34 protein-coding genes are annotated in these 20,029 nt (G+C 29.0%); all 34 read right to left on the bottom strand.

The window, feature by feature from the left end; genetic code table 11:
• Nucleotides 1–999, bottom strand: coding sequence for a DNA-directed RNA polymerase subunit alpha (locus BLBBOR_RS01320; protein WP_015370651.1), 999 nt, complete (start codon nucleotides 997–999; stop codon nucleotides 1–3).
• Nucleotides 1,000–1,013: 14 nt separating this feature from the next.
• A complete protein-coding gene (rpsD, locus tag BLBBOR_RS01315) occupies nucleotides 1,014–1,622 on the bottom strand; it encodes a 30S ribosomal protein S4 (protein WP_015370650.1) in 609 nt (202 codons plus the stop codon).
• An 11-nt stretch (nucleotides 1,623–1,633) separates the two neighbouring features.
• A complete protein-coding gene (gene rpsK / locus BLBBOR_RS01310; RefSeq protein ID WP_015370649.1) occupies nucleotides 1,634–2,020 on the bottom strand; it encodes a 30S ribosomal protein S11 in 387 nt (128 codons plus the stop codon).
• 21 nt (nucleotides 2,021–2,041) lie between these two features.
• Complete coding sequence (gene rpsM, locus BLBBOR_RS01305) at nucleotides 2,042–2,422, bottom strand: 30S ribosomal protein S13 (RefSeq protein ID WP_015370648.1); 381 nt, start codon at nucleotides 2,420–2,422, stop codon at nucleotides 2,042–2,044.
• Nucleotides 2,423–2,440: 18 nt separating this feature from the next.
• A complete protein-coding gene (gene rpmJ, locus BLBBOR_RS01300; RefSeq protein WP_012821519.1) occupies nucleotides 2,441–2,557 on the bottom strand; it encodes a 50S ribosomal protein L36 in 117 nt (38 codons plus the stop codon).
• A gap of 9 nt (nucleotides 2,558–2,566) precedes the next feature.
• A complete protein-coding gene (gene infA / locus BLBBOR_RS01295) occupies nucleotides 2,567–2,782 on the bottom strand; it encodes a translation initiation factor IF-1 (protein ID WP_012821520.1) in 216 nt (71 codons plus the stop codon).
• 62 nt (nucleotides 2,783–2,844) lie between these two features.
• Complete coding sequence (gene secY / locus BLBBOR_RS01290) at nucleotides 2,845–4,245, bottom strand: preprotein translocase subunit SecY (RefSeq protein ID WP_015370647.1); 1,401 nt, start codon at nucleotides 4,243–4,245, stop codon at nucleotides 2,845–2,847.
• Nucleotides 4,246–4,253: 8 nt separating this feature from the next.
• Nucleotides 4,254–4,724, bottom strand: coding sequence for a 50S ribosomal protein L15 (rplO, locus tag BLBBOR_RS01285; RefSeq protein ID WP_015370646.1), 471 nt, complete (start codon nucleotides 4,722–4,724; stop codon nucleotides 4,254–4,256).
• A gap of 17 nt (nucleotides 4,725–4,741) precedes the next feature.
• Nucleotides 4,742–5,269 carry a 30S ribosomal protein S5 gene (gene rpsE / locus BLBBOR_RS01280; RefSeq protein WP_015370645.1) on the bottom strand — a complete coding sequence of 176 codons (528 nt, stop codon included), beginning with the start codon at nucleotides 5,267–5,269 and terminating at the stop codon, nucleotides 4,742–4,744.
• A gap of 16 nt (nucleotides 5,270–5,285) precedes the next feature.
• Nucleotides 5,286–5,612: a 50S ribosomal protein L18 gene (gene rplR / locus BLBBOR_RS01275; protein ID WP_015370644.1), complete on the bottom strand. Its 327-nt coding sequence runs from the start codon at nucleotides 5,610–5,612 to the stop codon at nucleotides 5,286–5,288.
• A 12-nt stretch (nucleotides 5,613–5,624) separates the two neighbouring features.
• Entirely contained in the window at nucleotides 5,625–6,170 is a 546-nt protein-coding gene (gene rplF / locus BLBBOR_RS01270; RefSeq protein ID WP_015370643.1) for a 50S ribosomal protein L6, read from the bottom strand.
• Nucleotides 6,171–6,179: 9 nt separating this feature from the next.
• A complete protein-coding gene (rpsH, locus tag BLBBOR_RS01265) occupies nucleotides 6,180–6,569 on the bottom strand; it encodes a 30S ribosomal protein S8 (RefSeq protein ID WP_015370642.1) in 390 nt (129 codons plus the stop codon).
• 14 nt (nucleotides 6,570–6,583) lie between these two features.
• Nucleotides 6,584–6,853, bottom strand: a complete 270-nt coding sequence (gene rpsN, locus BLBBOR_RS01260) for a 30S ribosomal protein S14 (protein WP_015370641.1) — start codon at nucleotides 6,851–6,853, stop codon at nucleotides 6,584–6,586.
• A complete protein-coding gene (gene rplE / locus BLBBOR_RS01255; RefSeq protein WP_015370640.1) occupies nucleotides 6,846–7,415 on the bottom strand; it encodes a 50S ribosomal protein L5 in 570 nt (189 codons plus the stop codon). Before rplE ends, rpsN begins: the two co-directional genes overlap by 8 nt.
• On the bottom strand, nucleotides 7,412–7,630 hold the full coding sequence (gene rplX / locus BLBBOR_RS01250) for a 50S ribosomal protein L24 (protein WP_015370639.1): 219 nt from the start codon (nucleotides 7,628–7,630) through the stop codon (nucleotides 7,412–7,414). The genes rplE and rplX overlap by 4 nt, the downstream gene beginning before the upstream one ends.
• 14 nt (nucleotides 7,631–7,644) lie before the next feature.
• A complete protein-coding gene (gene rplN, locus BLBBOR_RS01245; protein WP_015370638.1) occupies nucleotides 7,645–8,013 on the bottom strand; it encodes a 50S ribosomal protein L14 in 369 nt (122 codons plus the stop codon).
• Between the two features lies 1 nt (nucleotide 8,014).
• A complete protein-coding gene (rpsQ, locus tag BLBBOR_RS01240; RefSeq protein ID WP_015370637.1) occupies nucleotides 8,015–8,314 on the bottom strand; it encodes a 30S ribosomal protein S17 in 300 nt (99 codons plus the stop codon).
• Nucleotides 8,304–8,507, bottom strand: coding sequence for a 50S ribosomal protein L29 (rpmC, locus tag BLBBOR_RS01235; RefSeq protein ID WP_015370636.1), 204 nt, complete (start codon nucleotides 8,505–8,507; stop codon nucleotides 8,304–8,306). Before rpmC ends, rpsQ begins: the two co-directional genes overlap by 11 nt.
• Nucleotides 8,507–8,926 (bottom strand): 50S ribosomal protein L16, encoded by a 420-nt coding sequence (rplP, locus tag BLBBOR_RS01230; protein WP_015370635.1) that lies wholly within the window; start codon nucleotides 8,924–8,926, stop codon nucleotides 8,507–8,509. The genes rpmC and rplP overlap by 1 nt, the downstream gene beginning before the upstream one ends.
• An 18-nt stretch (nucleotides 8,927–8,944) precedes the next feature.
• Nucleotides 8,945–9,652, bottom strand: coding sequence for a 30S ribosomal protein S3 (rpsC, locus tag BLBBOR_RS01225; RefSeq protein WP_015370634.1), 708 nt, complete (start codon nucleotides 9,650–9,652; stop codon nucleotides 8,945–8,947).
• A gap of 13 nt (nucleotides 9,653–9,665) precedes the next feature.
• Complete coding sequence (rplV, locus tag BLBBOR_RS01220; RefSeq protein ID WP_015370633.1) at nucleotides 9,666–10,025, bottom strand: 50S ribosomal protein L22; 360 nt, start codon at nucleotides 10,023–10,025, stop codon at nucleotides 9,666–9,668.
• Between the two features lie 26 nt (nucleotides 10,026–10,051).
• Entirely contained in the window at nucleotides 10,052–10,336 is a 285-nt protein-coding gene (gene rpsS / locus BLBBOR_RS01215; RefSeq protein WP_015370632.1) for a 30S ribosomal protein S19, read from the bottom strand.
• 14 nt (nucleotides 10,337–10,350) lie between these two features.
• The gene (gene rplB, locus BLBBOR_RS01210) at nucleotides 10,351–11,175 is read right to left on the bottom strand and encodes a 50S ribosomal protein L2 (RefSeq protein ID WP_015370631.1); all 825 of its coding nucleotides are present in this window, start codon (nucleotides 11,173–11,175) and stop codon (nucleotides 10,351–10,353) included.
• Nucleotides 11,176–11,180: 5 nt separating this feature from the next.
• Entirely contained in the window at nucleotides 11,181–11,465 is a 285-nt protein-coding gene (gene rplW / locus BLBBOR_RS01205) for a 50S ribosomal protein L23 (protein ID WP_015370630.1), read from the bottom strand.
• A gap of 12 nt (nucleotides 11,466–11,477) precedes the next feature.
• Complete coding sequence (gene rplD, locus BLBBOR_RS01200; RefSeq protein ID WP_015370629.1) at nucleotides 11,478–12,110, bottom strand: 50S ribosomal protein L4; 633 nt, start codon at nucleotides 12,108–12,110, stop codon at nucleotides 11,478–11,480.
• A complete protein-coding gene (gene rplC / locus BLBBOR_RS01195) occupies nucleotides 12,101–12,733 on the bottom strand; it encodes a 50S ribosomal protein L3 (RefSeq protein ID WP_015370628.1) in 633 nt (210 codons plus the stop codon). The genes rplD and rplC overlap by 10 nt, the downstream gene beginning before the upstream one ends.
• A 5-nt stretch (nucleotides 12,734–12,738) precedes the next feature.
• Nucleotides 12,739–13,044 (bottom strand): 30S ribosomal protein S10, encoded by a 306-nt coding sequence (gene rpsJ, locus BLBBOR_RS01190; protein ID WP_012821541.1) that lies wholly within the window; start codon nucleotides 13,042–13,044, stop codon nucleotides 12,739–12,741.
• Nucleotides 13,029–15,191, bottom strand: coding sequence for an elongation factor G (fusA, locus tag BLBBOR_RS01185; protein WP_015370627.1), 2,163 nt, complete (start codon nucleotides 15,189–15,191; stop codon nucleotides 13,029–13,031). The genes rpsJ and fusA overlap by 16 nt, the downstream gene beginning before the upstream one ends.
• An 8-nt stretch (nucleotides 15,192–15,199) precedes the next feature.
• Nucleotides 15,200–15,676 carry a 30S ribosomal protein S7 gene (rpsG, locus tag BLBBOR_RS01180; protein WP_015370626.1) on the bottom strand — a complete coding sequence of 159 codons (477 nt, stop codon included), beginning with the start codon at nucleotides 15,674–15,676 and terminating at the stop codon, nucleotides 15,200–15,202.
• Nucleotides 15,677–15,680: 4 nt separating this feature from the next.
• Nucleotides 15,681–16,058: a 30S ribosomal protein S12 gene (gene rpsL / locus BLBBOR_RS01175; protein WP_015370625.1), complete on the bottom strand. Its 378-nt coding sequence runs from the start codon at nucleotides 16,056–16,058 to the stop codon at nucleotides 15,681–15,683.
• A 59-nt stretch (nucleotides 16,059–16,117) separates the two neighbouring features.
• Nucleotides 16,118–16,927: a type I methionyl aminopeptidase gene (map, locus tag BLBBOR_RS01170; RefSeq protein ID WP_045118218.1), complete on the bottom strand. Its 810-nt coding sequence runs from the start codon at nucleotides 16,925–16,927 to the stop codon at nucleotides 16,118–16,120.
• Nucleotides 16,924–18,462, bottom strand: a complete 1,539-nt coding sequence (gene gpmI, locus BLBBOR_RS01165; protein ID WP_015370623.1) for a 2,3-bisphosphoglycerate-independent phosphoglycerate mutase — start codon at nucleotides 18,460–18,462, stop codon at nucleotides 16,924–16,926. The genes map and gpmI overlap by 4 nt, the downstream gene beginning before the upstream one ends.
• A gap of 5 nt (nucleotides 18,463–18,467) precedes the next feature.
• On the bottom strand, nucleotides 18,468–19,289 hold the full coding sequence (tsf, locus tag BLBBOR_RS01160; protein ID WP_015370622.1) for a translation elongation factor Ts: 822 nt from the start codon (nucleotides 19,287–19,289) through the stop codon (nucleotides 18,468–18,470).
• Nucleotides 19,286–20,026 (bottom strand): 30S ribosomal protein S2, encoded by a 741-nt coding sequence (rpsB, locus tag BLBBOR_RS01155; RefSeq protein ID WP_015370621.1) that lies wholly within the window; start codon nucleotides 20,024–20,026, stop codon nucleotides 19,286–19,288. Before rpsB ends, tsf begins: the two co-directional genes overlap by 4 nt.
• Nucleotides 20,027–20,029: the final 3 nt, after the last annotated feature.

Below are 20,029 nucleotides of genomic sequence, written 5' to 3'. Positions count from 1 at the left end.
CTATTCCTGGTTTAACTTATACTCGGAAATATCCATTCCAAAATACAAACCTTTTTCTTTCATTTTACTTTCTAATTCCTCCAAGGATTTTTTTCCGAAATTTCTCATTTTTAACATATTAGATCTATTGCAATTAACCAAATCTGCTACAGACTGTATAGATGCAGATTTCAAACAATTTTTTGTTCGTACAGATAAATCCATATCAGTCAATTTGGATTTTAATAATGTACGTATACGCAAAAATTCTTCATCATATTTTCTTTCTTTACTAATTTCTTCATGTTCTTTTTTTCCTATTTTTTCATGAGAAAAAATAGAAAAATATTTTATTAAAATTTTAGAAGCTTCCATTAAAGCTATTTTTGGAGACATAGATCCATCTGTTATTATTTCTAATGAAAGACTTTCAAAATCTGTTTTCTGACCCACACGACAATTTTCTATTGTATATTTTACATTTTTAATAGGTGTATAAATAGAATCTATAGGAATATTCCCTATTAAATCATCATTGTTTTTTTTATTTTCTTCTGCTGGAACATAACCTCTTCCTTCTTCAATAGTAAAACTCATTTCTAAGGGGATAGATTTTTCTTTATGGCAAACAACTACATCCGTATTTAAAACTTGAAAACTAGAAATAAATTCATTTAAAATTTTTCCAGTAATTTTTTCTTTATTTTTGATTAATACATTGACTGTTTCTTTCGTTATTCCTTTAACTTTCCGATGAAAACGAATTTTTTTGAAATTCAATATAATTTCAGTGACATCTTCTACTACTCCTTCTATAGTAGAAAACTCATATTTAACTCCTTTAATTTTTATGGAAGTTACCGCAAAACCTTTTAAAGAACCCAAAAGAACTCTCCTTAAAGCATTTCCCAATGTCAGACCATATCCAGGTTCTAAAGGTTTCAAATGAAAAATACCCTTTTGATCTGTAAATTCCGATATCGTGATTCTATCAGGTTTAACAAAATCTAAAATAGACATAATATGATTTTTCCTTATTTTGAATATAATTCAACAATGAGTTGTTCTTTAATATTTTCAGGTATTTGTTTCCTTTTTGGCATAATTCTAAATACTCCAAACATATTCTTTTCATCTAAAATTAACCATTCTACTAATGAGCCTACTTTATTACTTATAGATTCCAATATAACTGGATGTTTTTTAGATTTTTCTCTTATTCCTATTTTATCACCAGGCCTTAATCTGAAAGATGGAATATTGACTATACGATCATTTACTGTAATATGTCTATGAGAAACTATTTGACGAGCAGAAGATCTGGATGGAGAAAATTTCAATCTAAATACAATATTATCCAAACGAGATTCACATGCTTGTAATAATAGTTCTCCGGTAATTCCCTTCTTTCTTGCGGCTTCAAAAAATAACTTTTCAAATTGACGTTCTAATATACCGTAAGTATATTTCGCTTTTTGTTTTTCTATTAGTTGTATAAAATATTCCGATCGTTTCCCTCTGCGACGATTATTTCCATGTTGACCGGAAGGATATTTTCTTCTTTCAAAATACTTGTCTTCTCCGTATATACATTCTCCAAATTTTCTAGAGATTTTTGTTTTTGGTCCTATATATTTTGCCATACAAAAAAATATTAAACTCTTCTTCTTTTAGGAGGACGACAACCATTATGTGGTAAAGGAGTAATATCTTTTATTAAAGTAACTACAATTCCAGAATTACTTAATGCTCTTATAGCAGCATCTCTACCAGCGCCAGGACCTTTTACCTTTACTTCTACTTTTTTTATTCCCGCATTTAATCCTTTTTTGTCTACGTTTTCCGCAGCCATCTGAGCTGCATAAGGAGTATTTTTCTTAGATCCTTTAAAATTCATTTTTCCAGCAGAGGACCAAGCTATTACTTCTCCTTTTTTATTTGTCAGTGTAATAATAATATTATTAAATGTAGATTGAATATGGGCGATCCCCAATGAATCTATTACAATAGATTTTTTTTTCCCCAATGATGATTTTGCCATATATTATTATATGAAATAATTTTATTTTACTGCTTTTTTCTTGTTTGCTACAGTTTTTTTTCTTCCTTTTCTAGTTCTACAATTATTTTTAGTTTTCTGTCCTCTTAAAGGTAAACGTTTTCTATGTCTAGTTCCTCTATAACAACCAATATCCATTAAACTTTTAATACTTAATTGTATTTCAGATCTTAATTCTCCCTCTATTTTCACATGATTTGAAATATATTTCCTAATATTGCTGATTTCTTCATCTGACCAATCCATCACCCTTATATTTTCATTTATTCCAACAGATGATAAAATCTTCTTAGACAGACTTTTACTTATTCCATATAAATACGTAAGTCCAATGATCCCTCTTTTAGATTTAGGTAAATCAACACCTGATATTCTGACTGACATAACATATAAAATTAACGATTAACCTTGTTTCTGTTTAAATCTAGGATTTTTTTTATTGATAATTCGTAAACGTCCTTTTCTTCTAATTATTTTACAATTATCAGTTCTTTTTTTTAAAGAAGTTCTTACTTTCATAATATAAAATTAATATCTATATGTTATTCTTCCTCTTTTTAAATCATAAGATGACATTTCTAATCTCACTTTATCTCCAGGTAATATTTTTATATAATGCATTCTCATTTTTCCAGAAATATGTGCCTTAACAATACATCCATTTTCCAATTCAACACGGAACATGGCATTTGGAGAAGATTCTATAATGGTTCCATCAACTTCAATATGCTTTTGTTTAGCCATATACAAATTAATTAATTACGTTTATTCTTCTGCTACACAATATACAAAAAAAAGAATTATTACTATAATTTACTGCTAATAGTATATCTGCTGTTACGATTTTTCATCATCATCAAATCATCATAATAATAATTCAATAAATATATATCAACTTGTTGTATGATATCTAAAATTACTCCAACTACAATTAATAAAGATGTTCCTCCATAAAATAATGCAAAGTTTTGAGTGATACCTAAACGAAAAACTATAGATGGAAGTATGGCTATTATAGCTAGCAATATAGCTCCAGGAAATGTGATCTTTGATAAGACAGAATCTATATATTCTGCTGTTTCTTTTCCCGGTTTTATCTTTGGAATATGTCCTCCGTTCCTTTTTAAATCATCAGCCATTTGATTGACCGGAATTGTAATTGCAGTATAAAAAAAAGTAAAAATTATCACTAATAAGGAAAAAGTTAAATTATAACATAATCCATAAACATCTTGAAAAAGATAAAAGAATTTTTTCATTTTATCATTATGAACATAATCGTAAAAAGTCAAAGGAAAAAGCATAATAGCCTGAGAAAAAATAATAGGCATTACACCTGCAGCCGTCATTTTTAATGGAATATACTGATGTTTTTTATGAATCAATTTAGAATCAAAACCTAAAGATTTGTAATGAGAAACATATTGCACAGGAATTTTTCTAATAGCTTGAATAATTACAATAGAAAAAAGAATTACTAATAACCATAACAAAATTTCAAAAAACAAAACTATTAAGCCTCCATGACCAACCTCCAATTTACTAAAAATCTCTTTAGTTATAGCATCCGGAAAACGAGCTATAATTCCGGACATAATAATTAAGGAGACCCCGTTTCCTATTCCTTCTTCTGTTATTTTATCCCCTAACCACATAGTAAACAAGGTTCCAGAAGTTAAGATAACAATTCCTATTGTCCAAAACAAAGTTTTTCCATAAAAAGTATTTATTTTTAGAAGATAAGCGTTGGATAAAACTGAATTTGAAAAAGGAATAAACTGTTTGGTTAAAGAAATTAAATATAAAGGAGCTTGTATTAGGCATATGCCTACAGTTAACCATCTTGTAAGAAAATTAATTTGCCTTCTTCCGGTTTCTCCATCTCTTTGCAATCTTTGCAAATAAGGAATAATTATACACATTAATTGTATAATAATAGATGCAGATATATAAGGCATGATTCCCAAAGCAAAAATAGAAGCTCGATTAAAAGCTCCTCCTGTAAAAGAAGAAAGAATTTGCATAAGACCTTTAGAACCTGAATTCAGACTTTCTAAAAAATTACTGATTCCTAATGGATTAATACCAGGAATAGGGATATAAGCCCCAAAACGATATACTAATAAAAAACTTAAAGTGGTTATAATTTTCTTTCGTAATTCTTTCGCATTCCAAATATTATGAAATGTAACTAAAAAATTATTCATTATGATTTTTATCTACTTATGAATAATGCTTCTCCACCAGATTTTTTTATGAAAAAAACCGCTTTTCTACTAAATTTGTGTGCCTCTATTTTTAAAGAATACTGCAATTTTTTTCTTCCTGACAAAATTTTTATCAAATTCTTTTTTTTTCTAACTAGATTATTATCTAATAATACTTGTTTATTAATAATTTTTTTATCCGAAATTTTTCCTTTTTTTATCCAATCTTGCAAAGTATCTAAACTAATTACAGAATATTTCTTTCTGGAAATATTTATAAATCCGAATTTAGGAATCCTTCTTTGTAGGGGCATTTGTCCGCCTTCAAAACCAGGTTTTTTAGAATATCCGGAACGAGACTTAGTCCCCTTATGTCCTCTTCCACAGGTTCCTCCCTTTCCAGATCCTTGTCCTCTTCCCAATCTAGTTTTTTTTTTTCTAGATCCTATTTTTGGCGTTAAAAAATTTAATAATTGCATAAATTAAAAATCGTATTTTATCCATTATATACTTTTCTAATAGAAATTCCTCTTTGTTTAGCTATTTTTTTTGCATCTCTCATATAGCTAAGCGCCTTTATCGTAGCCTTAATAACATTATGTGGATTGGATGATCCTTTAGATTTTGATAAAACATTTCTTAATCCGGCGGCTTCAAGAACAGCCCTCAGAGGACCTCCTGCTATAATTCCGGTCCCTTCAGATGCAGGTTTAATAAGAATACGGGCTCCACCATATTTAGCTTCTTGTTCATGAGGAATTGTTCCATTGGATATGCAAACTTTACATAAACTTCTTTTTGCTTGCTCTCCTGCCTTATGGATTGCATCTGGTGCTTCTTTAGATTTTCCAAATCCATAACCAACCATCCCATTTTCATTTCCTTTAATAACAATAGCACTAAAACTAAAATATCTTCTTCCCTTAGTTACTTTACAAACTCTAGTCACCCCCACTAATCTTTCTTTCAATTCTAATCCTGAATATTTTGTTTTTTTTTCTTTTTCAGATAAAAATGCAGCCATATATTTTTTTTATAATCTATAAATCTAAACCCATTTCTCTTATTCCTTCTGCTAAAGATTTTATCCTTCCATGATATAAATATTTCCCCTTATCAAAAACAACTTTTTTTATTTTCAACATTTTTGCTCTTTTTCCCAAAAGTTTTCCTACTTCGTTAGATAATTCTACTTTTGTTTTCTTTTTATCTCCAAACACTTTTTCTCTAGATGAAGATGAAACTAAAGTTTTTCCAGAAGCATCGTCAATTACTTGCGCGTATATAGCCTTATTACTTCTAAAAACAGATATTCTAGGTCTATTAGAAGTTCCAAATACTCTTTTTTTGTCCTTTTTTTTAATCATAATAATCAATAATCAAGCAGATTTTCCTGCTTTTCTACGAACTTCTTCTTTTAAATATCTAACCCCCTTTCCTTTATATGGTTCTGGTTTTCTAAATGAACGAATTTTAGCAGAAATTAAACCTAATAATTGCTTATCATGAGATTTTAGAATAAGAATAGGATTTTTTCCTTTTTCTGTTTTTGTTTCTATACAAATTTCCTTAGGAATTTGAATCATAATATTATGAGAAAAACCTAAATTTAATTCTAATATTTCTCCATGAAAAGTGACTCTATATCCAATCCCCACTAACTCCAATTTTTTTTTAAATCCCTTGGAAACTCCTTTTATCATATTATAAATTAACACACGATATAATCCATGTAAAGATTTAGATTTTTTATCTTCTTGAGTTCTTCTTAAATTCAATTTTCCTTTCTGTATGGTTAATTTAATTTTATCAGAAATTTCTTGGTTCAAAACTCCTAATTCTCCCTTTACTATTATTTTATTTCCAATAATTCTTAAATTCACATTCTCGGGAATATAAATCGGGATTTTTCCAATTCTAGACATAATTATATTTTAATACACGTAACACAAAACCTCTCCCCCCAACTTTTTTCTTCTAGCTTGTTTATCTGTTATAACACCATGAGAAGTAGAGATAATAGCTATACCCAATCCATTCAATACACGAGGCAAATTTTTATATTTTAAATACTTTCTTAATCCTGGTCTACTGATCCTGATTATTTTTTGAATCACGGAAATGTTTTGATAATATTTTAAAGCTATTTTAATTACTTCTCCTTTTTTATTTTCTAATTTATAATCCAAAATATAACCATTATCTAATAAAACTTTTGTGATTTCTTTTTTTAATTTAGAAGAAGAAACCTCTAGAAGAGGATGTTTTGCAAGACTAGCATTTCTAATTCTAGTTAAAAAATCAGCAATGGAATCAGTATGCATAATCACTATTTTTATTACCAACTTGCTTTTTTCACCCCAGGAATAAGGCCTTGAGATGCCATATTTCTAAAAACGATACGAGATATTCCAAATTGACGCATATACCCCCTACATCTTCCTGTAATGGAACATCTGTTTCTTAAACGCACTGGAGAAGCATTCCTTGGTAATTTTTGCAATAACTCATAATTACGAGAATCTTTTAAAAACTTTCGTTTTTTGTCATATTTTAATACCATTTTTTCTCTTTTTCTTTGTCTCGCTTTTACAGATTCTTTAGCCATTTTTCTTTATTATTTTTTTTATAAACGGTATTCCAAAATGAGATAAAAGACTTTCAGATTCTGTATTTGTTTTAGCAGAAGTAACAAATGTAATATTCATTCCCATATTTTTTTTAATTTGATCTATATTTATTTCAGGATAAATAACTTGTTCAGATATTCCCATGTTATAATTTCCATTTCTATCAAAACTGCTTGTTTTTACCCCATTGAAATCTCTTACTCTGGGTAAAGAAACAGTAATAAGTCTTTCTAAAAATTCATACATTTTCATTCTTCTTAAAGTAACTTTTACACCTATAGGCATTCCTTTTCTTAATTTAAATCCAGATTCATCATGTTTTGAATAACAAAAAATTGCTTTTTGACCTACAATAGCCGTAATTTCTCCCATAGAAGCATCTAAAAACTTTTTATTTAATACAGATATCCCTACACCTTGATGAACAACTATTTTTTTTAGTTTAGGAACTTGCATAATAGAGGGATACTTAAATTTTTTCATTAAACTCTGAACGATTTCTTTTTCGTACAATTTTTTCATCCTAGATTGATAAATCATAGTTTCTCCTTTTTAAGATTGGATATATGTATTGGAGATTCTTTTTCTATTATACCTCCTTTAGTTTTTTTTGCACTAGGTTTAACATGTTTTTTTACTATATTAATTCCATGTATAATAGCCTTTTCTTTTTTAGAAAAAACTTTAAGAACAATTCCTTTATTTCCTTTAAAATTTCCTGACAAAATAGAAACTTTATCTCCTTTTTTTATCATACAAAAAAATTTTTTTATAAAACCTCCTGTGCCAAAGAAATAACTTTCATATACTCTTTATCTCTTAGCTCCCTAGCAACTGGACCAAAAACTCGAGTCCCCATCATCTCTCCAGAAGGATTGATAAGTACACAAGCATTATCATCAAAACTTATGTAAGATCCATCCTTTCTCCTGTTTTTTTTTGTTCTAATTATTATAGCTTTAGCTACTTGACCTTTTTTTACAATTCCTCCACCAGATATAGCTTCTTTTATAGTAACAATAACAGAATCTCCTAATGAAGCATATCTTTTTTTAGTTCCTCCTAAAACTCTAATAATTAAAGCTTCTTTAGCCCCTGTATTGTCTGATACTTTACATCTAGATTCCTGTTGTAACATTTTATGACTTTTCTAAAATAGAAACTAATCTCCAACATTTATTCTTACTAAGAGGACGCATTTCCATGATACTAACTTTATCCCCATTTTTTGAGACATTTTTTTCGTCATGAACCATGTATTTTTTCTTTTTTAAAATGCTTTTTCCATAATATTTATGTTTCACTTTTTTAGTTTCAGAAACAATAATTGTTTTATCCATTTTATCACTAGTTACTATACCGATTCTTTTTTTTCTAATATTCCTACTAACATTAGTAGTAGAAGAAGAATTTTTATTCTTTTCTTTTTCATGAATCATTTCTTCTTTTATTTAATTCAGTTTTTAATTTAGCTATATTTTTTCTAAAAATTCTAATTTCCATAGGATTTTTAATCAAACCAAAAGCATGATCAAATTTTATCTTTTGATAATTATCTTTTTGCTTTTTTATGTGATTTTTAATATCTTTTTCGGATAATGCATTAATATCCGGATATTTCATTATTTTCATTATTTTATATATTCTTTAGAAAAAATAAATTTCATTTTGATAGGAAGTTTTTGAGAAGCTAATCTTAATGCTTCTTTAGCGATTTCCATTTCTACTCCATCTATTTCAAATAGGATCCTACCAGGTTTTACTACAGAGACCCAAAACTCTACAGGTCCCTTTCCTTTTCCCATACGAACTTCCTGTGGCTTTCTTGTGATAGGTTTATCCGGAAAAACATTTATCCATAATTTTCCTTCTCTTTTCATATATCTAGTAGCCGCAACACGAGCAGCTTCTAATTGTCTGGATGTTATCCAAGCACCTTCTAAAGCTTTTATTCCATATAAACCTCTTGATAAAGAAATTCCTTTTGAAGAATTTCCACGTATACGTTCCTTTTTGTTTTTTTTATATTTTGTTTTTTTTGGTTGTAACATGATTCCTCTATCTAAAATTTATAATTTTTTCTTCCTAAAAAAAGAAGCTTTATTATTAGAAAATCTATGTCTTTTTTGCATTCCGAATAGAGGCGATAATTCTCTTTTTCCATATATTTCTCCTTTCATAATCCAAACCTTAACCCCTATGCTTCCATATACAGTATGAGCAACCGCTATATGATAATCCACATCTGCTCGAAAAGTTCCAAGAGAAATCCTTCCCTCTTTATAAGACTCGCATCTAGCCATTTCAGATCCATTCAATCTACCAGATATTTGTATTTTTATCCCTTGAGCATTCATTCTCATAGCAGAAATTATGGATAATTTTATGGCTTTTTTATAAGAAATTCTATTTTCTAATTGTCTCACCAAACTTTTTGCTACTAAAGGAGCATCCAATTCAGGACGTTTCACTTCAGAAATATTAATTTGAACTTCTTTTTTCGTTAGTTTTTTCAATTCTTTTCTAACTGTATCCACCTCGTCTCCTCCCTTTCCTATAACAAGAGCAGGACGTGAAGTTCTAATAGTTATGGTTATAAATTTAAGAGTTCTCTCTATAAAGATTCTAGAAACTATCCCTTTCGGAAGACGAGCCTCTATATATCTTCTTACCTTGAAATCTTCTTGTATTCTATCTTTATAATTATTACACCAACTAGATTGCCATCCCATGATAACGCCAAGACGGTTAACAATTGGATTTGTTTTTTGTCCCATATAACTAACTTATTTATCTTTTCTCTAAAAGAACTAAAACTTTACTTGATTTTTTTCTAATTCTATGACCTCTTCCTTGAGGTACTGGACGCAATCTTTTCAGAGTTCTCCCTTGATTGACTCTAATTTCTTTTATGTATAAGGAAGAATTATTATCTAATGATAAGTTTGAATATTTTTTATGCCAATTAGACAATACTGAAAGAAGTAATTTTCTCAAAAAAATAGAAACTCTTTGTTTTTTACTATATTTCAATATATCCAAAGCTTTTTGTATTTTTTTATTCCGAATTAAATTGACTACTAATCTCATTTTTCTCGGAGAACTATGAACCCCGTTCAAGGAAGCAGATATGATCGCTTTCTCTTCCATATATTACTTGCTTACTACTGTTAATTTTAATTCTTAACTTTTAATTTATTTTTAGATCCAGCATGTCCTCTAAAAGTACGAGTAGGAGCAAATTCCCCTAATTTATGTCCAATCATATTTTCCGTAATATACACATTAATGAATTGTCTTCCATTATGAACTGCAAAAGTTTGTCCAACAAAATCAGGAAGAATGGTTGAGGGCCTAGACCAAGTTTTAATAATAGACTTCTTTTCAGATTTAATATTATTCAAAACTTTATTATATAACTTTTGAGAGACATATGGACCTTTTTTTAAAGATCTTGCCATAATAATAAAAATTTTTATTTCTTTCTTCGTTGTAAAATATATTTATCCGAATGTTTTTTTCTAGTACGAGTTCTAAAGCCTTTAGAAGGTAATCCTCTCCTATTCCTAGGAATTCCACCAGATGCTTTTCCTTCTCCACCTCCCATTGGATGATCTACAGGATTCATTGCCACTCCTCTTGTTCTGGGTCTTTTTCCATAATGTCTATTTTTTCCAGCCTTTCCATATATTTCTAATTGATGATCTGTATTAGAAACTATTCCAATAGTAGCCATACAATTAATCATCACCATTCTTATTTCTCCAGAAGGGAATTTAATGGTTGCATATTTTCCATCTTTTGCAAATAATTGCGCATAAGATCCAGCGCTTCTAGCTATTTTAGCACCTTGTCCAGGTCTTAATTCTATACAAGAAATATTTGTTCCTAAAGGAATTTCGCTCAAATAAGTAGAATTCCCTACATTAAAAGGAACATTTCTTCCAGAAATCACTTTTTGTCCTACTTTAAATCCATCCATAGCTATAACATATCTTTTTTCTCCATCTTTATAATGAAGCAAAGAAATAAAGGAAGATCGATTAGGATCGTATTCTATAGATTTTATGATAGCAGATATCCCCAATTTTTTTCTTTTAAAGTCAAGAATTCTATATTTTTTTTTATGTCCTCCTCCAAGATAACGCATAGTCATTTTCCCATAATTATTTCTTCCTCCAGATTTACACTTTCCTTTTGTCAAAGATTTTTCAGGACAAAATTTCGTAATTTGATCAAAGCTGTTGACTATTCTAAAACGTTGACTAGGTGTTGTTGGTTTTAGCTTTCTTATTGACATTAAATTTATTTTTTATTAAAAAAATCAATTTTTTGATTTTCTTTTAATTGAATAGTGGCCTTTTTTAATCTATTTGTTCTACCATATAAAAACCCTTTCTTAGTATATTTGGATTTATCTTTTCTAGAATAAATCATTGTTCTGATTTTTTTAACAGAAACTCCGAATATTCTAGATATCTCTTCTTTTATCTGATTTTTATTGCAATCAATATATACAGAGAATGTATAACAAGAATTTTCTTCTTTCAAAGAAGATTTATCTGTAAGAAAAGGTTTAATCAAAATCATAGAATTCGCAATTTATGAAATATTTAAAATTCTTTCTATTCTTTTTACCGACTTTTCAGAAAGTATAACATATGAAGAATTTAATAAAGAATAACTATTCAATTCTTCTACGTTTAACAACTGAAAATTTTTTAAATTTCTAGCAGATAAATATAAATTTCTATCTGCTTTTTCTACAATCATCAATAATTTTTCATTCATTAACTGTAATGATTTTAATATGTTTAAAACCAATTTAGTTTTAGGTTTTTTCAATTGAAAATCCTCTATGATTTTTACTTTATTTGTTTTTAATTTATATTCTATAATATTTTTTTTTGCCAAATTTTTTGTTAATTTATTGATTTTCAAAAAATACTTTCTAGGAACAGGACCAAAAACACGTCCTCCTCCTCTAAAGATAGGATTTTTTATATCTCCTTTTCTAGAACCGCCAGTTCCTTTTTGTCTATGTAATTTTCTTCTACTTCCAGATATTTCTCCTCTTTCTTTAGATTTATGAGTTCCTTGACGTTGTGCAGACAGATACCTTTTTACTTCTAAATAGATAGGATGATCATAAGATTTTTTAGAAAAAAATTTTTCATTAAATAGAACTTTACGATTAGTAGAATTTCCTTTAATATCTAAAATTTCTAGTTCCATTTTTTTTTCTTAATCATTAAATATGAATTTCTATTACCAGGGACCGATCCATTTAATATAAAAATATTTTCAGTTACATCAATTTTCAATATTGTTAAATTTTTAATAGTTACATGTTTTCCTCCCATTCTTCCAGCCATTTTCTTTCCTTTAAAAATTCTAGATGGATCGGAACCGGCTCCAACAGATCCAGGTGCTCTCAATCTATTATGTTGTCCGTGACTTCTCTCTCCTACACCTGAAAATTTATGTCTTTTTACTACTCCTTGAAATCCTTTTCCTTTAGTAATTCCTCTTACATCTACCAATTCTCCTTCTACGAAAGAATTTATATTTATTTGACTACCTAATTTTATAGAAGGGATCAAAACATCTTTAAATTCTAACAATTTTTTTTTCGGAAAAACCCCAGATTTTCTAAAATGACCTTGTAAAGCTTTAGTTGTATGTTTTTCTTTTTTATCGATTATTCCTAATTGAATAGAAGAATAACCATCCTTCTCCATTGTTTTTACCTGAATAACATAACAAGGACCTACTTTTATAATAGTACATGGAATATTTTCTCCATTCTTGGAAAAAAGACTAGTCATTCCAAGATTTATACCTATTAAACCAAACATTTTTATTATACTTTAATTTCTGCTTCTACTCCACTCGGCAATTCTAACTTCATCAACGCATCCACTGTTTTAGATGAAGCATTGTGAATTTGTAAAAGTCTTTTATGAGTAGGAAGTAAAAATTGTTCTCTTGATTTTTTATTAACATGAGGAGAACGTAATACTGTAAATATCTTCTTTTCGGTAGGTAATGGAACTGGACCATTAAGCACGACTCCTGTAGGAAGAACAGAATTTACAATTCTTTCAGCTGACTTATCTAACAAATTATAATCATAAGATTTCAATTTAATTTTTATATCATGACCCATGGTATTGATATTGTTAATTTTTTTCTATTTTTTTTTACTTTTTTATCATACTCTCTATATTTATCATTCCCTATGATAATGTTATCCAAAATATTCCTTGGAACTACATCATAATGATAAAATTCCATAGTAGATGTTCCTCTTCCAGAAGAAAGAGTCCTTAATACCGTTACATATCCAAACATCTCAGATAATGGAACTAGGCCTTGAATTATCTTTATATTTCCACGATTACTCAGATTTTGAACTATTCCTCTTCTACGATTTAAATCCCCTATAACATCTCCCATATTTTCTTCTGGAACTAATACTTCCAATTTCATAATCGGTTCTAATAAAATAGGCTTCGATTTTTTGTCCGCTTCTTTGAACCCCAATTTTCCTGCTATTTCAAAAGACAACTGATCAGAATCTACTGGATGATAAGAGCCATCTAAAATAGTGATTTTAGCGCTCTCTATTTCATATCCAGAAAGAGGTCCATTTTTCATCATTTCTTTACATCCTTTTTCTATAGATGGAATGTATTCTTTTGGAATATTTCCACCTTTTATTTTATTGATAAATTCTAAACCACACTTCCCAGGATTACCTGGTTCTAAACGAAACAAAATATCTGCAAATTTTCCACGACCTCCTGTTTGTTTTTTATAAATTTCCCTGTGTTCTACTACATCTGTTAGAGCTTCTTTATATTCTACTTGCGGCTTCCCTTGATTTACTTCTACTTTAAACTCTCTTTTCATTCTATCTGCAAGGATTTCTAAATGCAACTCTCCCATCCCAGATATAATAGTTTGTCCTGTATAATTATCTGTACGAACTTGAAAAGTTGGATCTTCTTCCATTAATTTAGATAATGCAAAACTCATCTTATCTATATCTGATTTAAACTTAGGTTCTATAGCTAAACCAATCACTGGTTCTGGAAAAGAGATATTTTCTAAAAGAATTGGAAATTTTTCATCACATAATGTATCTCCCGTTTTAATATCTTTAAATCCTACTACCGCTGCAATATCTCCAGCGCCTATTTTACAAATAGGGTTTTGTTTATTAGCATGCATCTGATATATACGAGAGATGCGTTCTTTATTTCCAGATCTTGTATTCAAACTATATGATCCCGCGTTAATCTTTCCGGAATATACTCTAAAAAAAGCTAAACGACCTACGAAAGGATCACTGGATATTTTAAAAGCCAAAGCAGAAAATGGCTCTTTTTCACTAGGTTTTCTTGTTTCTTTTGTTTGATTGATCGGATGAATTCCTACTATGTCTTTCACTTCTAACGGAGAAGGCAAATAACGACACACAGCATCTAACATAGCTTGCACTCCTTTATTTTTAAAAGAAGAACCACACAATATAGGGATTATTTTCATTTTGATAGTGTTCTTTTGAACGGAAGAAATAATATCATCTTCTGAAATAGAATAATTATCATATAAGAACTTTTCCATAATAGAATCATCATGTTCCGACAAGGATTCAATCAGTTTATTATGATAATCATTTACCATATTTTTCATTTCATATGGAATAGGTATTTCTTGAAATGTTACTCCATAATTATTATCATCCCAAACAATGGCTTTATTGGCTATTAAATCTACAACTCCTCTAAAATCATCTCCAGACCCAATAGGAATTTGCAATGGAACAGAATTTGCCCCTAACATTTTTTCTATTTGCAAACAAACATTGAAAAAATCAGCTCCTTGACGATCCATTTTATTTACAAAAGCAATTCTAGGAATATCATATTTATCTGCTTGCCTCCATACTGTTTCTGATTGAGGCTCTACACCATCAACTGCACTAAATAATACCACCATTCCATCTAATACTCTTAAAGATCTTTCTACCTCTACTGTAAAGTCAACGTGACCTGGAGTGTCAATAATATTTATCTGATATTTCTTATTTTTATAAATCCAATTACAACATGTTGCGGCAGAAGTAATGGTGATTCCACGTTCTTGTTCTTGCAACATCCAATCCATAGTCGCTGCTCCATCATGAACTTCTCCAATTTTATGATTGATTCCTGTATAAAATAAAATCCTTTCTGTAGTTGTTGTTTTTCCTGCATCAATATGTGCTGCTATACCTATATTTCTTGTATACTTTAAATCTTTTGACATGATATTAATTAAAATCTAAAATGTGAAAAAGCTTTATTGGCTTCAGCCATTTTATGTATACTTTCTTTTCTTTTTACTGCTTCTCCCTGTTCTCGAAAAGCATCAAATATTTCAGAAGCTAATTTACTAGCCATTGTTTTTTCATTTCTAATAGAAGCACAAGATATAAGCAATTTCATGGCTTTGGTTATTTTACTATTAGAAGAAATAGGAACGGGAACTTGAATATTAGCACCTCCCATACGACGACTTCTTACTTCTACATAAGGCATTACATTTTTTAAGCCTTCTTTCCATATTTCTAATGCAGATTTTTCTTCCTTTTCTTTTATGGAATCTATTCTTTCCATAGCCTTATAAAATATTTTATAGGCTAAGTTTTTTTTTCCATTTTTCATCAAATGATTAACAAATCGTGTTACCAGAGAATCGTTAAATTTTGGATCAGGAAAATATACTTTTCTTTTTCTTTTCGTCTTTCTCATTTTTTTATTTCTTCTTTTCTATTTTAGCTCCATATTTACTTCTACTTTTTTTTCTTCCATTTACTCCAGCTGTATCCCTAGCTCCACGTATTATCTTATATTTTACTCCTGGTAAATCTTTTACTCTTCCTCCTTTCACCAAAACTATAGAATGCTCTTGAAGATTATGTCCCTCTCCAGCAATATAGCTAATAACCTCTTTTCCATTTGTAAAACGAACACGAGCTACTTTACGCATAGCAGAATTTGGTTTTTTTGGAGTAGTAGTATAAACACGTATACAGACTCCTCTTCGTTGAGGACAAAATCCCAAAGCTATGGATTTCCTCTTTTTAGAAATGGAAGATCTACCTTTTCTAATTAATTGTTGTATGGTAGGCATATGTTTTTAGAATTAGAACGCAAATTATATTATTTAAGAAGAAATTACAAAAAATAAAATTAATTAATTTTTTCGTTTTGAAAAGGGACCTCTTCCAAAGATTGAATATTAAGTTCTTGATATATGTAACGGTAAGTAGAAAGTAAACATGGATATCCATCTACAATAGCTACATTGTGTTCGAAATGTGCTGATATATCTTTGTCTGAAGTGGTCACAGTCCATCCATCATCATGAAAAATAACTCCTGGAGTTCCTCTATTGACCATGGGTTCTATCGATAGAACAAAACCTTCTTCTAATTTTAACCCTCTTCCTTTTTCCCCAAAATTAGGAATTTGAGGATCTTCATGCATTTTTTTTCCTAAACCATGTCCAACAAGATCTTTTACCACACTATATCCATAATTTTCAATGCAAGATTGTATGGAGTAACCTATATCTCCAATAAAATTCCCCTGTTTGCATTTAGATAGACCTATATACAAAGATTCCTTTGAACGATTAAGAAATTTTCTAACAGTATTTGGAACTTTTCCTACCTCAAATGTATAGGCATGTTCTCCATAAAAACCATTCATGTAAACTCCGCAATCTATAGATAATATATCCCCATGACATAAAGGTTCTTGATTAGGGACCCCATGTACAACTTGAGAATTAGGAGAAACACATAAAGTATTTGGATAATCATATAGACCTAAAAAAGCTGGAATTCCGCCATGATCACGAATAAAACTTTCTGCAAGATGATCTAAATAAAGTGTATTTATGCCAGGTTTCACTTCTTTAGCTAACATTCCCAATGTTTTAGATGCTAATAATGCGCTTTTTTTGATAAGAATTATTTCTTCAATGGTTTTTATCATAATACTTTTATTATAGAATCTCCACTCATTATACAAGGTTTAGGTAATCCCATTAATTGAAGAATAGTAGGAGAAACATCAGATAAAATAGCTTCACTTCTTAATACATTTTTCTTTCTAAATGTTGGATCTAAAAGAATGAAAGGAACTAAGGAATTTGTATGAGTGGTATTAGGACTCCCATCTAGATTAATCATGCAGTCAGCATTTCCATGATCTCCAACTATAACAACTGTATACGAATTTTTTATGGCTTCTTCAGAACAAACTTTCGTACAATTATCAACAAATTCACAGGCTTTGATAGTTTCAAGCATTTTTCCAGTATGACCTACCATATCCGGATTAGCAAAATTCAAACATATAAAATCCGTTTCTTTTCTCCTTAATTCAGGAATAATTTTATTCATTATTTTTTTTGCACTCATTTCTGGTTTTAAATCATAAGTCGAAATTTTAGGAGACTCGCATAAAATACGAGTTTCTCCATTAAAAGGTTTTTCACGACCTCCTGAAAAGAAAAAAGTTACATGGGGATATTTTTCTGTTTCAGCAATACGAATTTGCTTTTTACCATTTTTTTCTAATATTTCTCCCAATGTATTTGACAAATTTTTTTTTCTAAAAAGAACATAAATATCTTTATATACAGAATTGTAACACGTCATTGTTACATAATATAAATTCATCTTTTTTACATTTAAAGAAGAACTATTATTACTGTTATTCGTTAGTAATTCAGTAATCTGTCTTGAACGATCTGAACGAAAATTAAAGCAAAGAACAATATCTCCTTTTTCTATTCTGGAAAAATGATTTCCAGAATGATCTCCAACTATTATGGGAGTTATAAATTCATCAGTTATCCCTCTATCATAAAAAGAGTTCATGCATTCTAGAATGTTATCAGTATAAAAACCCTTAGAATGAACAAGAGCATCATATGCTATTTTAGTTCTTTCCCACCTTTTATCTCTATCCATGGAATAATATCTCCCAATAACCGATGATAATTTTCCCACGGATCTTTTTGTTTTTTCTAACAGTTTTTTTATATATTTTATTCCACTTCTAGGAGAAGAATCACGTCCGTCTGTAAATGCATGTATAAATACATTTTTAATGTTCTTTTCATAGGAAGCATCCAATAAAGCAAAAAGATGATTTATATGTGAGTGAACTCCTCCATCAGATAATAGTCCAAAAAAATGGATTTTTTTCCCAGAAGATATCACATAATCCAGTATAGGATTAATTTTTTTCATAAAAATTTTATTTTTGATGGATTCATCTATTTCTTCTAAACTTTGAATAACTTTTCTTCCAGATCCTAAATTTATATGACCTACTTCAGAATTTCCCATTTGACCATCAGGTAATCCCACAGGAATTCCAGAAGCATGTAATTTGCTAAAAGGATATTGTTGGTAACACGAATCTATAAAAGGTGTATTTGCTTGATTAATAGCAGAATAAAAAGAATTTTTATTTGATAAACCCCATCCGTCTAATATGATCAATATTAATTTTTTCATTTTTTTTACGGAAAAGTAATCCTCTTATAAATCTTTATCTTCAAATTTTTATGAAATTTATTTATATATTCTCGAATAGTAATTTTGTTATCTTTTATAAATCTCTGATTGAGAAGAGTATTTTCCAATATAAACTTCCTAATCTTTCCTAAAATGATTTTCTTCTTTATGTCACTTGGTTTATTTTCTTTTTCTACCTGATATGAAACAATTTCCTTCTCTTTTTCTATAACAGAATTCGAAATTCCTTTCTCATCTATAGCTATAGGATTCATAGCAGTGATATGCATAGCAATATTTTTAGCCATAGTTGAATTAATTCCTTCAGGAGAAGAAAAACCCACTAAAGTGGCTATTTTTTGATTATTATGAATATAACTTGCGACAAATGGAGATTCTATTCTTTCAAATATTTTCAATTCTATTTTTTCACCTACTACCCCCATTTTTTCTATAATCAAGTCTTGAATCGTTTTTCCACGATAAGAACTAGATAAGAACTTTTTTTTATTGTTATATAACAAAGAAATTTTCGATAACATGGATAAGAAATCCAAAAAATTTTTGTTTTTAGAAAGAAAATCAGTTTCACAACTCAATCCAATAGTAACTCCAAAAGTTTGATCATAATTAATAGAAGAATGTAAAGCTCCTTCTTTGACTTCTAAAAAAGAACGCTGTGTAGCAATATTTTCTCCTTTTTTTCTTAAAAAATTAATGGCTTTATCGAAATTCCCCTCAGACTTTATTAGAGCTTCTTTGCAATCCATGATTCCAATTCCAGTTAATTCTCTAAGCTTTTTTATTTGAGTAGCTGGAATTTTCATGATTTTTCAGATATTTTTCCATTTTTTAATTCGTTCCTATCTGTTTTCCCTACCGAAGAAAAGCCTTCTTGAATAGCTTTTGTTATGAATTTTAGAATGATATCAATAGATTTGGAAGAATCATCGTTAGATGGAATAGGAAATTGAATTCCATTTGGATTTGTATTTGTATCTACCATAGCAAAAACAGGTATATTTAATTTCATGGCTTCCGATAAAGCTATTTTTTCTTTATATGGATCTACTAAAAAAATTCCACCAGGTAAGTGGTTCATTGAAGATATACTCCCTAAATTTTTGTACAATTTTGCATATAATCTGCTTATTAATAATCGTTCTTTTTTAGATAAAGTATCAAATGTTCCATTTTTTTTCATTTTTTCTATATTGTTCATTTTTTTCACAGATCTACGAATAGTTGCAAAATTTGTTAAAAAACCTCCTAACCATCTTTCTGTAACACAAGGCATATTTACACTTCTAGCATAGAAAAGGACTTTTTCCTTAGCCTGTGCTTTCGTACCTACTAATAAAATTTTTTTTCCCATAGATACTATTTTTTTTAAACCTATACAGGCTTCTTCCAATTTTGTGATAGTTTTTGATAAATCGATAATATGAATTCCTCCTTTTTTCATAAAAATAAAAGGACGCATATTCGGATTCCATTTACGTGCAATATGTCCAAAATGAACTCCAGCTTTCAATAAATCTTGAGTATTAATTTTTTTTTCCATTTT

This window comes from Blattabacterium sp. (Blatta orientalis) str. Tarazona, from assembly GCF_000334405.1.
Taxonomy (GTDB): domain Bacteria; phylum Bacteroidota; class Bacteroidia; order Flavobacteriales; family Blattabacteriaceae; genus Blattabacterium.
This window is presented reverse-complemented; position numbering and strand designations above follow the sequence as displayed.

What these genes read in the sequence shown, in the direction of transcription:
- rpsL (WP_015370625.1), bottom strand. Translation starts at nt 16,058, where the DNA reads ATGCCTACCATACAACAATTAATTAGAAAAGGTAGATCTTCCATTTCT.
- rplR (WP_015370644.1), bottom strand. Translation starts at nt 5,612, where the DNA reads ATGATTAAAAAAAAGGACAAAAAAAGAGTATTTGGAACTTCTAATAGA.
- rplW (WP_015370630.1), bottom strand. Translation starts at nt 11,465, where the DNA reads ATGATTTTGATTAAACCTTTTCTTACAGATAAATCTTCTTTGAAAGAA.
- map (WP_045118218.1), bottom strand. Translation starts at nt 16,927, where the DNA reads ATGATAAAAACCATTGAAGAAATAATTCTTATCAAAAAAAGCGCATTA.
- rpmJ (WP_012821519.1), bottom strand. Translation starts at nt 2,557, where the DNA reads ATGAAAGTAAGAACTTCTTTAAAAAAAAGAACTGATAATTGTAAAATA.
- rpsC (WP_015370634.1), bottom strand. Translation starts at nt 9,652, where the DNA reads ATGGGACAAAAAACAAATCCAATTGTTAACCGTCTTGGCGTTATCATG.
- rpsJ (WP_012821541.1), bottom strand. Translation starts at nt 13,044, where the DNA reads ATGGGTCATGATATAAAAATTAAATTGAAATCTTATGATTATAATTTG.
- rpsS (WP_015370632.1), bottom strand. Translation starts at nt 10,336, where the DNA reads ATGGCAAGATCTTTAAAAAAAGGTCCATATGTCTCTCAAAAGTTATAT.
- fusA (WP_015370627.1), bottom strand. Translation starts at nt 15,191, where the DNA reads ATGTCAAAAGATTTAAAGTATACAAGAAATATAGGTATAGCAGCACAT.
- rplP (WP_015370635.1), bottom strand. Translation starts at nt 8,926, where the DNA reads ATGTTACAACCAAAAAAAACAAAATATAAAAAAAACAAAAAGGAACGT.
- rpsB (WP_015370621.1), bottom strand. Translation starts at nt 20,026, where the DNA reads ATGGAAAAAAAAATTAATACTCAAGATTTATTGAAAGCTGGAGTTCAT.
- rplX (WP_015370639.1), bottom strand. Translation starts at nt 7,630, where the DNA reads ATGATAAAAAAAGGAGATAAAGTTTCTATTTTGTCAGGAAATTTTAAA.
- rpsG (WP_015370626.1), bottom strand. Translation starts at nt 15,676, where the DNA reads ATGAGAAAGACGAAAAGAAAAAGAAAAGTATATTTTCCTGATCCAAAA.
- rpsE (WP_015370645.1), bottom strand. Translation starts at nt 5,269, where the DNA reads ATGGCTGCATTTTTATCTGAAAAAGAAAAAAAAACAAAATATTCAGGA.
- rpsM (WP_015370648.1), bottom strand. Translation starts at nt 2,422, where the DNA reads ATGTCAGTCAGAATATCAGGTGTTGATTTACCTAAATCTAAAAGAGGG.
- rpmC (WP_015370636.1), bottom strand. Translation starts at nt 8,507, where the DNA reads ATGAAAATAATGAAATATCCGGATATTAATGCATTATCCGAAAAAGAT.
- rpsK (WP_015370649.1), bottom strand. Translation starts at nt 2,020, where the DNA reads ATGGCAAAATCATCATTGGGGAAAAAAAAATCTATTGTAATAGATTCA.
- rpsD (WP_015370650.1), bottom strand. Translation starts at nt 1,622, where the DNA reads ATGGCAAAATATATAGGACCAAAAACAAAAATCTCTAGAAAATTTGGA.
- rpsQ (WP_015370637.1), bottom strand. Translation starts at nt 8,314, where the DNA reads ATGATTCATGAAAAAGAAAAGAATAAAAATTCTTCTTCTACTACTAAT.
- tsf (WP_015370622.1), bottom strand. Translation starts at nt 19,289, where the DNA reads ATGAAAATTCCAGCTACTCAAATAAAAAAGCTTAGAGAATTAACTGGA.
- secY (WP_015370647.1), bottom strand. Translation starts at nt 4,245, where the DNA reads ATGAATAATTTTTTAGTTACATTTCATAATATTTGGAATGCGAAAGAA.
- rplO (WP_015370646.1), bottom strand. Translation starts at nt 4,724, where the DNA reads ATGCAATTATTAAATTTTTTAACGCCAAAAATAGGATCTAGAAAAAAA.
- rplE (WP_015370640.1), bottom strand. Translation starts at nt 7,415, where the DNA reads ATGATTTATCAATCTAGGATGAAAAAATTGTACGAAAAAGAAATCGTT.
- BLBBOR_RS01320 (WP_015370651.1), bottom strand. Translation starts at nt 999, where the DNA reads ATGTCTATTTTAGATTTTGTTAAACCTGATAGAATCACGATATCGGAA.
- infA (WP_012821520.1), bottom strand. Translation starts at nt 2,782, where the DNA reads ATGGCTAAACAAAAGCATATTGAAGTTGATGGAACCATTATAGAATCT.
- rplC (WP_015370628.1), bottom strand. Translation starts at nt 12,733, where the DNA reads ATGTTTGGTTTAATAGGTATAAATCTTGGAATGACTAGTCTTTTTTCC.
- gpmI (WP_015370623.1), bottom strand. Translation starts at nt 18,462, where the DNA reads ATGAAAAAATTAATATTGATCATATTAGACGGATGGGGTTTATCAAAT.
- rplV (WP_015370633.1), bottom strand. Translation starts at nt 10,025, where the DNA reads ATGGAAGAGAAAGCGATCATATCTGCTTCCTTGAACGGGGTTCATAGT.
- rpsH (WP_015370642.1), bottom strand. Translation starts at nt 6,569, where the DNA reads ATGCATACTGATTCCATTGCTGATTTTTTAACTAGAATTAGAAATGCT.
- rplB (WP_015370631.1), bottom strand. Translation starts at nt 11,175, where the DNA reads ATGTCAATAAGAAAGCTAAAACCAACAACACCTAGTCAACGTTTTAGA.
- rplF (WP_015370643.1), bottom strand. Translation starts at nt 6,170, where the DNA reads ATGTCTAGAATTGGAAAAATCCCGATTTATATTCCCGAGAATGTGAAT.
- rplN (WP_015370638.1), bottom strand. Translation starts at nt 8,013, where the DNA reads ATGTTACAACAGGAATCTAGATGTAAAGTATCAGACAATACAGGGGCT.
- rplD (WP_015370629.1), bottom strand. Translation starts at nt 12,110, where the DNA reads ATGGAACTAGAAATTTTAGATATTAAAGGAAATTCTACTAATCGTAAA.
- rpsN (WP_015370641.1), bottom strand. Translation starts at nt 6,853, where the DNA reads ATGGCTAAAGAATCTGTAAAAGCGAGACAAAGAAAAAGAGAAAAAATG.